General features: G+C 71.0%; 10 protein-coding genes. 6 read left to right on the forward strand and 4 right to left on the reverse strand.

All coding sequences use genetic code 11. The annotated features are described in order from the left end of the window. Positions 1-32 precede the first annotated feature (32 nt). Positions 33-854 (forward strand): inositol monophosphatase family protein, encoded by an 822-nt coding sequence (locus HGN31_RS14470; protein WP_168783658.1) that lies wholly within the window; start codon positions 33-35, stop codon positions 852-854. 321 nt (positions 855-1,175) lie between these two features. On the opposite strand, the gene gyrA is transcribed toward HGN31_RS14470, so the two are convergent. Next, entirely contained in the window at positions 1,176-3,878 is a 2,703-nt protein-coding gene (gene gyrA, locus HGN31_RS14475; protein WP_168783963.1) for a DNA gyrase subunit A, read from the reverse strand. A 287-nt stretch (positions 3,879-4,165) separates the two neighbouring features. After that, positions 4,166-5,011, reverse strand: a complete 846-nt coding sequence (gene ypfJ / locus HGN31_RS14480) for a KPN_02809 family neutral zinc metallopeptidase (RefSeq protein WP_036732016.1) — start codon at positions 5,009-5,011, stop codon at positions 4,166-4,168. Between the two features lie 198 nt (positions 5,012-5,209). On the opposite strand from ypfJ, the gene HGN31_RS14485 reads away from it, so the two are divergent. Together HGN31_RS14485 and HGN31_RS14490 are read left to right on the forward strand one after the other, a co-directional pair. Further along, positions 5,210-5,806, forward strand: coding sequence for a DedA family protein (locus tag HGN31_RS14485; RefSeq protein WP_036709614.1), 597 nt, complete (start codon positions 5,210-5,212; stop codon positions 5,804-5,806). Between the two features lie 26 nt (positions 5,807-5,832). Continuing rightward, complete coding sequence (locus tag HGN31_RS14490) at positions 5,833-6,321, forward strand: disulfide bond formation protein B (RefSeq protein ID WP_036732013.1); 489 nt, start codon at positions 5,833-5,835, stop codon at positions 6,319-6,321. Positions 6,322-6,421: 100 nt separating this feature from the next. Here the strand turns inward: HGN31_RS14490 and HGN31_RS14495 are convergent, their stop codons facing one another. After that, a complete protein-coding gene (locus tag HGN31_RS14495; protein WP_036732010.1) occupies positions 6,422-7,417 on the reverse strand; it encodes a DUF808 domain-containing protein in 996 nt (331 codons plus the stop codon). A gap of 198 nt (positions 7,418-7,615) precedes the next feature. Here HGN31_RS14495 and cobS point away from each other — a divergent pair, with 198 nt between their 5' ends. Together cobS and HGN31_RS14505 are read left to right on the forward strand one after the other, a co-directional pair. Then, a complete protein-coding gene (gene cobS, locus HGN31_RS14500) occupies positions 7,616-8,593 on the forward strand; it encodes a cobaltochelatase subunit CobS (RefSeq protein WP_036709607.1) in 978 nt (325 codons plus the stop codon). Positions 8,594-8,709: 116 nt separating this feature from the next. After that, positions 8,710-9,492 carry a transglutaminase-like domain-containing protein gene (locus tag HGN31_RS14505; RefSeq protein WP_168783659.1) on the forward strand — a complete coding sequence of 261 codons (783 nt, stop codon included), beginning with the start codon at positions 8,710-8,712 and terminating at the stop codon, positions 9,490-9,492. Here HGN31_RS14505 and HGN31_RS14510 read toward each other — a convergent pair. Next, complete coding sequence (locus HGN31_RS14510; RefSeq protein ID WP_168783660.1) at positions 9,482-10,021, reverse strand: hypothetical protein; 540 nt, start codon at positions 10,019-10,021, stop codon at positions 9,482-9,484. The two genes, HGN31_RS14505 and HGN31_RS14510, sit on opposite strands and share 11 nt — an antisense overlap. Positions 10,022-10,183: 162 nt before the next feature. On the opposite strand from HGN31_RS14510, the gene cobT reads away from it, so the two are divergent. Further along, a complete protein-coding gene (gene cobT, locus HGN31_RS14515; RefSeq protein WP_168783661.1) occupies positions 10,184-12,046 on the forward strand; it encodes a cobaltochelatase subunit CobT in 1,863 nt (620 codons plus the stop codon). The last annotated feature ends 13 nt before the right edge of the window (positions 12,047-12,059 follow it).

Raw genomic sequence — 12,059 nt, forward strand, 5'->3', positions numbered from 1 at the left:
GCTGAACCGACCCTGCCCGGAAGGCCGCGCCGATGACCGATCCCGACAGACTGCGCCGCGCGCCCGACGCCGATCTGGCCCGCGCGCTGCGCGAGACCGCCGCCGCCATGGCCGATGCCGCGCGCGCCGAGACCCTGCGGCTCTTCCGCAGCCCGGCGCTCTCCCCCGACAACAAGCTGGCCACCGGGTTCGACCCGGTGACCGAGGCCGACCGCGCCTCGGAACGCGCCATGCGCGCGATCCTCGCCGCGCGGCGGCCAGACGACGCCATCGTGGGCGAGGAGTACGGCCCGACGCCCGGCACCAGCGGCCTGACTTGGGTGCTGGATCCGATCGACGGCACCCGCGCCTATCTCTGCGGCGCGCCGAGCTGGGGGGTGCTCATCGGGGTGACCGATGCGCAGGGGCCAATCTACGGCATCATCGACCAGCCCTGGACGGGCGAGCGGTTCGAGGGCGGTCTCGGGGCCGCCGCTATCGCCTCGCCGCACGGCCCCGCGCCGCTCGGCGTGCGGCGCGGCGTGGCGCTGGCGCAGGCGACGCTGATGACGACCTTCCCCGAGGTCGGCACGCCCGAGGATGGCGCCGCCTTCCGCCGGGTGGCGGGGGCGGTGCGGCTGACGCGCTACGGGCTCGACTGCTACGCCTACGGGCTGCTGGCGCTCGGCTGCGTCGATCTGGTGATTGAGGCGGGGCTGCAGCCCTATGACATCGTGGCGCCCATCGCGGTGGTCGAGGCGGCGGGCGGGATCGTTACAGACTGGCAGGGTGGCCCGGCCCACCACGGCGGCCGGGTGATCGCGGCCGCCACGCCCGAGCTGCACGCCGCCGCGCTGGAGCTGCTGGCGGGGTGAGCGGGGAGGGGGGCTCACGGCTTAGCGGCAGGGGCTTATGGGGTGATCTGGGGCCTTGCCGGGGGATTGGGCGACCTTACCGGCGTCGCCTCAGAACGTTGGCGACGTTGGAGGAGAGCGGCTTCAGTGACCGCACACGCCAACGTGGCGATACCCCCGGCGCGGCGCGTCTCCCGGCGGACGCGGGGCCCGTCAGCCCTCCGTGCCGGCCTCACGCTTGCGTCGCCACCCTGTCCGGGCAAAGGCGCCATCGACCGAACACGCTCACCATGCGGCAGCCTCTCAGGCGCAGCCCCAAGCCCGCCCGAGAACGCCCCCTGATCAGCCCTCGCCGCCCGCCTCGTCCTCGGCCTCGTCGCCCTGATCGGCCACCCGGGCGACCGAGACGACGGTTTCCGAGCCCGCGGTGTTGAACACCCGCACCCCGCCCGCGGTGCGCGAGCGGAAGCTGATGCCGTCCACCGGCACCCGGATCGACTGGCCGGTCGAGGTCGCCAGCATGATCTGGTCGCCCGGCTCGACCGGGAAGCTCGCCACCAGATCGCCGCCGCGCATCGCACGGTCCATCGCCATCACGCCCTGACCGCCGCGGCCGCGCAGCGGGTAGCCGTGGCTCGAGCTGATCTTGCCCGCCCCCTGCGCCGTCACCGTCAGGATCAGGTCCTCGGCGGCCGACATTTCGGCATAGCGCTCCTGCGTGATCGCGCCCTCGGTCGTGCCCTCGGCGGCCTCATCGTCCTCGTCCGCCTCGGCCCCGTCATCAAGCGCGCCGGCCACCGCGCGGCGCATCTTGAGGTAGGCCGCGCGCTCGGCCGGGTCGGCCTCGAAGTGGCGGATCACCGACATCGACACCACACGGTCGCCCTCGGCCAGCCGGATGCCGCGCACGCCGGTCGAGCCGCGGGACTGGAACACCCGCACGTCGGTCGCGGCAAAGCGGATCGCCCGGCCCTTGGCCGTCACCAGCATCACGTCGTCGCCATCGGTCGCCATGCGGACGCCGATCAGGCTCACGCCCTCGGGCAGCTTCATGGCGATCTTGCCGTTGCGCATGATGTTCGTGAAGTCCGACAGCGCGTTGCGCCGCACCTCGCCGCCGTCGGTGGCGAAGATCACCTGATAGTCGTCCCACTCGGCCTCGGGCGCATCCATCGGCAGCAGCGCTGCGATCGAGGTGCCGCCGTCGATCGGCAGGATGTTGACCAGCGCCTTGCCGCGCGCGGTCCGCCCGCCCAAGGGCAGCCGCCACGTCTTGAGCCGGTAGACCATCCCGTCGGTGGTGAAGAACAGCAGTTCGGTGTGGGTGTTGGCGACGAACAGCGTCGTCACCACGTCGTCTTCCTTGGTGGCCATAGACGACAGCCCCTTGCCGCCGCGCCGCTGGCTGCGGAACTCGGACAGGGGGGTGCGCTTGATGTAGCCGCCCGAGGTGATGGTCACGACCATGTCCTCGCGCTCGATCAGGTCCTCGTCGTCCAGATCGCCCGCCCAGTCCACGATCTCGGTCCGGCGCGGCACGGCGAACAGCGTCTTGGCCTCGGTCAGCTCGGCCGAGATGATCTCCATGATCCGGGCGCGGCTGGCGAGAATGGCGAGGTAGTCGCGGATCGCGTCGGCCAGCGCCTTCAGCTCGTCCGTCACCTCCTGCACGCCGAGCTGGGTCAGGCGTTGCAGGCGCAGCTCGAGGATCGCCTTGGCCTGCGTCTCGGACAGGTTGTAGGTGCCGTCGTCGTTCACCGGGTGCAGCGGGTCGTCGATCAGCCTGAGGTATTCGAGGATGTCGTGCGCGGGCCAGCGCCGCTCCATCAGCCGGTCACGGGCCTCGGCCGCATCCTTCGAGGCGCGGATCGTCGCCACGACCTCGTCCACGTTCGACACCGCCACGGCCAGACCGCAGAGGATGTGGCTGCGCTCGCGCGCCTTGCGCAGCTCGAACGCGGTGCGGCGTGCCACCACCTCTTCGCGGAAGGCGATGAAGTGGGTGAGGAAATCCCGCAGGGTGAGCTGCTCGGGCCGGCCGCCGTTCAGCGCCAGCATGTTGGCCCCGAACGAGGTCTGCATGGGGGTGAAGCGGTAGAGCTGGTTCAGCACCACCTCGGCCGTCGCGTCGCGCTTGAGCTCGATGACGACTCGGACGCCGTGGCGGTCGGATTCGTCCTGGACGTGGGCGATGCCCTCGACCTTCTTTTCCTTGGCCAGCTCGGCGATGCGCTCGATCAGCGTGGCCTTGTTGACCTGATAGGGCACGTCGTCCAGCACGATGGCCTCGCGGCCGGCGCGCAGCGTCTCGACCCGGGTGCGGGCGCGCACCACGATCGAGCCGCGCCCCTCGAGATAGGCCTTGCGGACCCCCGAGCGGCCGAGAACCATGCCGCCGGTCGGGAAGTCGGGGCCGGGGACGATCTCGAGCAGCCGCTCGGTCGGCAGGTCCGGGTTCTCGATCAGCGCCAGCGTGGCGTCGACGATCTCGCCCAGGTTATGGGGCGGGATGTTGGTCGCCATGCCGACGGCGATGCCGCCGGCGCCGTTGACGAGCATGTTGGGGAACCGCGCCGGCAGCACAGTCGGCTCGCGGTCCTTGCCGTCGTAGTTGTCCTGGAACTCGACCGTGTCCTTGTCGATGTCCATGAGCAGCCAGTTGGCGGCCTTGGCCATGCGCACCTCGGTATAGCGCATCGCCGCGGCCGCATCGCCGTCCATCGAGCCGAAGTTGCCCTGCCCGTCCAGCAGCGGCAGCGACATCGAGAAGTCCTGCGCCATCCTGACGAGCGCGTCATAGATCGCGCTGTCGCCGTGCGGGTGGTATTTCCCCATCACGTCGCCCACGGGCCGCGCCGACTTGCGATAGGGCTTGTCGTGGGTGTTCCCGGTCTCGTCCATCGCGAAGAGGATGCGGCGGTGAACCGGCTTCAGCCCGTCGCGCAGGTCCGGGATCGCCCGGCTGACGATGACCGACATCGCGTAGTCGAGATAGGACGAGCGCATCTCTTCGGCGATGTCGATGGTCGGCCCGTCATGGGGCATGACGAGCGCCCCGGCCCCCCCGGACGCGGCATCCTCGCCGCCCGCGTCGGTCGCGGCGTCGGTCTGGTCCTCGGGGGGCAGGTCTTCGGGCAGGTCTTCGGGGGTGTCGGCCACGGGTGCGCCTTCGATATGTTGTTGATGTGCGGTCTATCACCCACCGCCGCTAGGTTCAACAAACCCGGGTCTTCAATCCCGCCCGAGGGGTGTGCGGCAGGTTGGAAAGCGCAAGCGCCGCGCCCCGGGGTGGGGCGCGGCGCGGCGTGGTCGCGTCTGGCGCGGCTACGGTGTCAGAGACCCGCCTCGGCGAAGCTGTTGCACTGGCGAAGGTCGCCCGAGGCCAGCCCGCGCTGTAGCCACTCGGACCGCTCGGCCGCCGAGCCGTGGGTGAACGAGTCGGGCATCGGCGCGCGGCCGGCCTTTTCCATCAGGATGTCGTCGCCGACGGCGCGGGCGGCGTTGATCGCCTCTTCGATGTCGCCCTGGTCGATGGTGCCGAACTTCTCGCTCGCCTGCCGGGCCCAGATCCCGGCAAAGCAGTCCGCCTGCAGCTCGGTCAGCACCGAGATGCGGTTCGAGTCCACCTCGGACGCCCGGGCGCGCATCTCGTTCACCTTCGACAGGATGCCGATCTGGTTCTGGACATGGTGGCCGATCTCGTGGGCGATCACATAGGCATAGGCGAAATCGCCGCCGGCGCCCATCTTGCCCTTCATCACCCGGAAGAAGTCGGTGTCGAGATACACCTTGCGGTCGTTCGGGCAGTAGAACGGGCCCATCGCCGCCGAGGCGCCGCCGCAGGCCGACTGCACCGCGCCCGAGAACAGCACGAGGCTGGGCTTCTGATAGTCCATGTTGGCCTGCCGGGCGAGCACGTCGGTCCACACCTCTTCGGTGTCGGCCAGCACGACCGAGACGAACTGGCCCATCTCCTGCTCTTCGGCGGTCAGCTGGCGCTGCTCGGTCGGCTGCCCCTGCTCCATCCCGCCGACGAGGGGCGAGATGTCCACGCCGAAGAAATACCCCACCGCGAGCACGACCAGCATCCCGACGAGCCCGATGCCGCCGACACCGGCCGAGCCCATGCTGCGGCGGTCCTCGATATTGCCGCTGCCGCGGCGGCCACGCCATTCCATTTCGCGTCGTCCTCCAGAAGGCTGCGCCGCCGCCGGATCGGGGGCAGGGCGCGTCGATGGCGAATGGTTACGCAGGGTTGACGGCTGCTGCAAGGCGGGGTTTCTGGCCCCGCCGGGCGCAGGCCGGGCAGGGCGCAGCGGCCCCCGATCCCCGGGGGGCGCGCGCGCATGGCACGAGAAACGGCGAGGGCAAGGCGGATGTTCGACTGGGTGGTGTCGGTGATCGGGTCCTGGGGCTATCCGGGCGTCTTCGCGCTGATGCTGCTCGAGAACATCTTTCCGCCGATCCCGTCCGAGGTGATCATGCCGCTGGCCGGCTACCTGGTGGCCGAGGGGCGGCTTGCGCTGCTGCCCACGCTGATCGCGGGGATCGCGGGCTCGGCGCTCGGGACGAGCTTCTGGTTCGTCCTCGGCGCCTGGGTCGGGGCGCCCCGGCTCAAGCGGTGGGCGGCGCGCTGGGGGCGGGTGATGACCGTCTCGCCCGGCGACATCGACCGGGCGCAGGCGTGGTTCGACCGGCACGGCGGCAAGGCGGTGTTCCTCGGCCGGATGATCCCGGCGGTGCGGACGCTGATCTCGGTCCCGGCCGGGATCGCGCGCATGGGCTGGGGGCGGTTCCTCGCCTGGACGCTGCTCGGCTCGGCGATCTGGACCGGGCTGCTGACCGCGGCCGGGTTCCTGCTCTCGGCCAACTACGGGCGTGTCGCGGATGTGATCGACCCGGTCTCGAAACTCGTCGTGGCGGCGGTGGTGCTCGTCTATCTCTACCGCGTCGTCACCTGGCGCCCGCACTGATCCCCCTTTCCCTTCGGAGCCTTCCCATGACCGACCCCCTCGCCCCGCGCTCGCTGGCGCTTGCTGCCGCGGCCGCCTCGGGGCTGCTGCTGCTCGCTGCGCTCGGGTTCCAGGCGGCGGGCTATCGCCCGTGCGAGCTGTGCCTGCTGCAGCGCTGGCCGCATCTTGCGGCGCTGCTGGTTGGCGCGGTGGTGCTGCTGGCCGGATACCGCCCGCTCTGGGCCGGCCTCGGGATGGTCGCGGCGGCGGTGGCCACGGGGCTTGCGCTCTACCACACCGGGGTCGAGCTGCACTGGTGGGCGGGGCCGAGCGCGTGCGCCGGCGGGGTCGCCGATCTCTCGACCATCAGCGCGGCGGACCTCGTGAGCCGCATCCGCGGCGCGCAGGTCGTGCGCTGTGACGAGCCGGCGTGGGTGTTCCTCGGCCTCAGCATGGCGGCGTGGAACGCGCTGATCTCGGCCGGTCTGACGGTGCTCTGGGGTGCGTCGCTCGCGCGGGGTCTGAGCCGCCGCTGACGGAAACGGCGCGGGCCGACACCGCCCGCGCCGCGTCTTTCTGGGCTCAATTGCCCAAATCAGGCCGCGGTCGCGGGGGGAAGCCCGCCGCTTGCCTGTCTCAGGCCTTGCCCACCGCCCGCTGCCCGGCGCGCCACAGCGGCGCGATCACCGCTTTCGACAGCGGGATGAGCAGCAGCCCCAGCGCCAGCCCGAAGATGCCGTCGATCAGCGCGGTGACGAACCAGCTCACCGCCCCGGCCATCGCCGGCACCGCATGGGCGGCACGCTCAGCCTGGGCGTGGATGAAGTCGTAGGGCGCGTGATAGCCCAGCTCGTGCAGCCCGTGGATGACGATGTTGCCGCCGACCCAGATCATCGCCGCGGTGCCGATCACCGTCAGCACCTTCATGAACCCCGGCATCGCCCGCACCAGCGTCCGCCCGGCCGAGGCCCAGAAGCCCGAGCGGGTCCGCACCAGCGCCACGCCGTAGTCGTCGGCCTTCACGATCAGCGCGACGAAGCCATAAACCCCGACCGTGATGATGACGGCGACGAAGGCCAACGCCGCCGCCTCCATGGCGAACTTGCCGGGGCCGTGGATGTCCTGCTCGACCACCAGCCGCGACACCTCGTTCAACGCGATGGTCATGATCTCGGCCGAGAGGATGAAGTCGGTCTTGATCGCGCCCGCAACCTTCTCTTCTTCCAGATGGGCGGGGTCGCTGGTGTCGATCTCGATTTCCGCGTGGTCGTCGTGGCCGCCCGAGATCGCGTGCCACACCTTCTCGGCCCCCTCGAAGCAGAGGTAGGCGCCCCCGACCATCAGCAGCGGCGCGATGGCCCAGGGCGCAAAGGCCGACAGCAGCAGCGCCACCGGCAACAGGATCACCAGCTTGTTGAAGATCGACCCCTTGGCGATGCGCCAGATGATCGGCACCTCGCGGTCGGCGTCGAAGCCGTGGACGTATTTCGGCGTCACCGCCGCGTCGTCGATCACCGCGCCGGCCGCCTTGGCGGTCGCCTTGGCCGACATCCCCGCGACGTCGTCGACCGAGGCCGCGGCCACCTTGGCGATCCCCGCCACATCGTCCAGAAGCGCGATCAGTCCGCTCATCTCGGTGCTCTCGTCTTAGGTTCAGTCCCCGGTGGTGCCCGTGAACGCCGGACGCGTCAATCGGTTCGCACGGCCCGGGCCAGCAGCGCCGCAGCGTCCGGCCCCGCAGGCGCCGCAGACGGGCGAGGCCCCCCGCGGTCCCTTGCACCCCGGGCGCGGATGCTCCATCACGGCTCGACAGGCGAAGGGGACCGAGCGATGGCCGATCTGGATATGCACGCGAAACCGACCGAAGAGATCGACGTCCGCGACGTCTTCGGGATCGACAGCGACATCAAGGTCAGGGGCTTCGCCGAGCGCACCGAGCGCGTGCCGGACCTCGACAGCACCTACAAGTTCGACCCCGACACCACGCTCGCCATTCTCGCGGGCTTTGCCTACAACCGCCGGGTGATGATCCAGGGCTACCACGGCACCGGGAAATCCACACATATCGAGCAGGTCGCCGCGCGCCTCAACTGGCCCTGCGTGCGCGTCAACCTCGACAGCCACGTGAGCCGCATCGACCTGATCGGCAAGGACGCGATCAAGCTGGTGGACGGCAAGCAGGTCACCGTGTTCCACGAGGGCATCCTGCCCTGGGCGCTCAGGAACCCGACCGCCATCGTGTTCGACGAATACGACGCCGGGCGCGCGGACGTGATGTTCGTGATCCAGCGGGTGCTCGAGGCGGACGGCAAGCTGACGCTGCTGGACCAGAACGAGGTCATCACCCCGAACCCGTATTTCCGCCTGTTTGCGACCGCCAACACGGTGGGCCTGGGCGACACGACCGGCCTCTATCACGGCACCCAGCAGATCAACCAGGGCCAGATGGACCGCTGGAACCTGGTCGCCACGCTGAACTACCTCAGCCACGACGCCGAGACCGCGATCGTCATCGCCAAGGTGCCGCAGTACAACACCGAGAAGGGCCGCAAGATCGTGGCCCAGATGGTGACGCTGGCCGACCTGACGCGCACCGCCTTCATGCAGGGTGACCTGTCGACGGTGATGAGCCCGCGGACCGTGATCTCGTGGGCGCAGAACGCGCGCATCTTCGACAGCGTCGGCTATGCCTTCCGGCTGACCTTCCTGAACAAGTGCGACGAGCTGGAACGCCAGACGGTGGCCGAGTTCTACCAGCGACTCTTCGACGAGGAACTGCCCGAAAGCGCGGCAGCCCGCGCCGGCTGAGCGCAGCCGGCATCTACCGTCCCGATCCGTCGCCACGTCGCGCGCCCCGCCCCCTTGCCGGGGCGCAGGCGCCGCGTAGGGATGGCGGCCACGCCCCAGCCTCAGCAGGACCTGCCATGCGCCTTTCGATCGACGTCGCGCTCGACTACGCGCTGAGCGCGCCTGGCCCCGCCATCCTGTCGATCGAGGCCGCCGGCGCGCTGGGGCAGGAGATCGTGCAGGCCCACATCGACCTCGGCCCGCTCGAGCATTTCGCCCGGGTCCCCGGCGAAGAGGGGATCGGCGAGAAGATCGTGGTCCGCGCCGCGGATCACCTGACCTGCAGCTACCGCGCCGAGCTCGAGGTGACGCGCCCGCGCCCGGACTTCGCGGCGCTCTCGGACGTGCCCTTCGACCAGCTGCCGGGCGACGCGCTGCGCTATCTGCTGCCCTCGCGCTACTGCCCCTCGGATCGCTTCGTGACCTTCGCGGGCCAGCAGTTCGGCGGGCTGACCGGGGGCGCGCGGGTCGCGGCGATCCGCGACTGGATCGCCGGCCACCTGACCTATGTCAGCGGGTCGAGCACCATCGACACCACCGCCATCGACAGCTTCATCGACCGGCAGGGGGTCTGCCGAGACTACGCCCATCTGATGATCACCCTCTGCCGCGCGGCCCAGGTCCCGGCGCGCATCGCCAGCGTCTTCGCGCCCGGCGTGACGCCGCCCGACTTCCATGCGGTGACCGAAGTCTTTCTGGACGGCGCCTGGCACCTGATCGACGCGACGGGCATGGCCCACGCCGACCAGATGGCGCTGATCGCGGTCGGCCGCGACGCGCTCGACGTGGCGTTCCTGACCACGATGACCAACGCCACCATGCAGCGCCAGAGCGTCGCGGTCAGCGAGATCAGCGGGTGAAGTCGACCAGCGCGCGGTAAAGCTCGGGCGGCAGCGCCTGCGGGTCCGAGATGGTGATCGTCGTCCCGGCCGGCAGCGCCGCCGGATCGTCCGGCAGCCCCGCCGTCCCACGCGCCGCCATGTCCGCGGTCGCCGCAGCCCCCGGCAACGTGCCGTCCGGCCGCGCGGGCGCGATCCCGCCCCCCGGCGCCCGCACCAGCGGCGGCAAGCTCGGCATGGCGGGCATCACCGCCACGCCGCCTTCCCCACGGGCCTGCACCGGCCCCTGCGCCGCCAGCGCCTCGCCCTGCGCCGCCGCCAGACGGGCCTCCAGCTCGGCGTTGCGCTTTGCGTCCAGCGCCGCGAGCTGGGCGTTCACCTGCGCCTGCACGTCGCGCTGCATCTGCGCGGTCACGGCGCCCAACTGCGCGTTGACCGCCGCCACCCCCTCGGTGAAGCCCCGCTCGTACGCCGCCCGGCAGGCGTCCGCCGCCAACGCCGGCAGCGGCGCGAGGGTAGTGAGCAGAAGGCAGAAAGCGGCGCGGCGCATGGGCGGTCCTCCGGGTCGGGCGTCGCGTCCCAACGTCGCCCGGCGCGGCATCGTTTCTTTCCGGCCCAAATACCCCGGGGTCCGTGGCAGCGCCCCGGTCCGGCGCGTCGCGGCCCGCCGCGCCATATGGACAGCCGCCCCGGAACGGCCCACAACACCCCCATGAAACCCGCCGACAACCCCGCCGATCCGTTCAAGAAGGCGCTGGCCGAGGCCACCCGCGCGCTGGCCGACGAGCGTGAGCTGAACGTCACCTACACCGCCGACCCCTCGGGCGTCGCGGGCGACACCATGCGCCTGCCGCAGGTCAGCCGCCGGATGACGCGCGAGGAGATCCTGCTCGCCCGCGGCACCGCCGACGCGCTCGCCATGCGGCTGCGCCACCACGACGACGCCACTCACGCCCGCTACGCCCCCGCCGGGCCGATGGCGCGCGAACTCTACGAGGCGATGGAGACCGCGCGCTGCGAGGCGCTGGGGGCCCGCGACATGCCCGGGGCGCTGTCGAACATCGACGCGCGGCTCGGGGCCGAGGCCGAGCGCAAGGGCTACGGCCAGATCCGCGCCGCCGCCGACGCGCCGCTCGCCGCCGCGGCCGGCTATCTGGTCCGGCAGGCCGCGACGGGGCGGGCGCTGCCGCCCGCGGCCCAGCACGTCGCCGACCTGTGGCGCCCGTTCGTCGAGCAGCAGGCGGGCGGCGCGCTCGCCGACGTCAACGCGGCGCTCGCCGATCAGGCGGCCTTCGCGCGGCTCGCCCGGCGGATGATCGCCGAACTCGGCTACGGCGACCAGCTCGGCGACGACCCCGACGAGCCCCAGCAGGACGAGGCCGACGAGAACGCCGAGCCCGATCCCGAATCGGGCGACAACCAGTCCCGCGAGGAGCAGGAGGGCGAGGACACCGAGGCCAGCCCCGAGCGCAGCCAGGAGCGGACCGAGGACGAGCGCCAGGCGCAGGTCAGCCTCGACGACCAGTCCGAGGAGGAGCTGGTCGAAGACGCCGAGATGCCGGACAGCGAGATGCCGCCCGAGCTGCCGCCGCCGGTCAGCGAGGCCTCGACCGACTACAAGGTCTTCACCCAGTCCTTCGACGAGGAGATCCGGGCCGAGGATCTGGCCGAGCCGGCCGAGCTCGAGCGGCTGCGCGCCTATCTCGACAAGCAGCTCGAACCGCTGAAGGGCGCGGTGTCGCGGCTGGCCAACAAGCTGCAACGCCGCCTGCAGGCCCAGCAGAACCGCAGCTGGGAGTTCGACAAGGAAGAAGGGGTGCTCGACGCCGGCCGCCTTGCCCGCGTGGTGGCGAACCCGACGACGCCGCTCAGCTTCAAGGTCGAGAAGGACACCGAGTTCCGCGACACGGTGGTGACGCTGCTGATCGACAACTCGGGCTCGATGCGGGGCCGGCCGATCTCGATCGCCGCGGTCTGCGCCGACGTTTTGGCCCGCACGCTCGAACGCAGCCAGGTCAAGGTTGAGATCCTCGGCTTCACCACCCGCGCCTGGAAGGGCGGGCAGAGCCGCGAGGCGTGGCTCAAGGCCGGGCGCCCGGCGACGCCGGGGCGGCTCAACGACCTGCGCCACATCATCTACAAATCCGCCGACGCGCCGTGGCGGCGGGTGCGCCCGAACCTCGGGCTGATGATGAAAGAGGGGCTCTTGAAGGAGAACATCGACGGCGAGGCGCTGGAGTGGGCGCACCGCCGGATGGTGCGGCGCACCGAGGCGCGCAAGATCCTAATGGTGATCTCGGACGGGGCGCCGGTCGATGATTCGACGCTGTCGGTGAACCCGGCGAACTACCTGGAAAAGCACCTGCGCGACGTGATCGCGATGGTGGAAAAGCGCCGTCAGGTCGAGCTGATCGCCATCGGCATCGGCCATGACGTGACCCGCTATTACCAGCGCGCGGTGACGATCACCGACGCCGAGCAGCTGGCGGGGGCGATCACCGAACAGCTCGCCGCGCTGTTCGAAAGCGACCCTCGGAAACGCGCGCGGGCGCTGGCCGGCAGCGCGCGGCGCTGAGGGTGAAGATGGG

This window comes from Paracoccus sanguinis, assembly GCF_012689545.1.
In the GTDB taxonomy this organism is placed as follows: Bacteria; Pseudomonadota; Alphaproteobacteria; order Rhodobacterales; family Rhodobacteraceae; genus Paracoccus; species Paracoccus panacisoli.

Coding starts and splice junctions, on each gene's coding strand:
- ypfJ (WP_036732016.1), bottom strand. CDS start 5,011: ATGGAATGGCGTGGCCGCCGCGGCAGCGGCAATATCGAGGACCGCCGC.
- cobT (WP_168783661.1), top strand. CDS start 10,184: ATGAAACCCGCCGACAACCCCGCCGATCCGTTCAAGAAGGCGCTGGCC.
- HGN31_RS14485 (WP_036709614.1), top strand. CDS start 5,210: ATGTTCGACTGGGTGGTGTCGGTGATCGGGTCCTGGGGCTATCCGGGC.
- gyrA (WP_168783963.1), bottom strand. CDS start 3,878: ATGCCCCATGACGGGCCGACCATCGACATCGCCGAAGAGATGCGCTCG.
- HGN31_RS14470 (WP_168783658.1), top strand. CDS start 33: ATGACCGATCCCGACAGACTGCGCCGCGCGCCCGACGCCGATCTGGCC.
- HGN31_RS14495 (WP_036732010.1), bottom strand. CDS start 7,417: ATGAGCGGACTGATCGCGCTTCTGGACGATGTGGCGGGGATCGCCAAG.
- HGN31_RS14510 (WP_168783660.1), bottom strand. CDS start 10,021: ATGCGCCGCGCCGCTTTCTGCCTTCTGCTCACTACCCTCGCGCCGCTG.
- HGN31_RS14505 (WP_168783659.1), top strand. CDS start 8,710: ATGCGCCTTTCGATCGACGTCGCGCTCGACTACGCGCTGAGCGCGCCT.
- cobS (WP_036709607.1), top strand. CDS start 7,616: ATGGCCGATCTGGATATGCACGCGAAACCGACCGAAGAGATCGACGTC.
- HGN31_RS14490 (WP_036732013.1), top strand. CDS start 5,833: ATGACCGACCCCCTCGCCCCGCGCTCGCTGGCGCTTGCTGCCGCGGCC.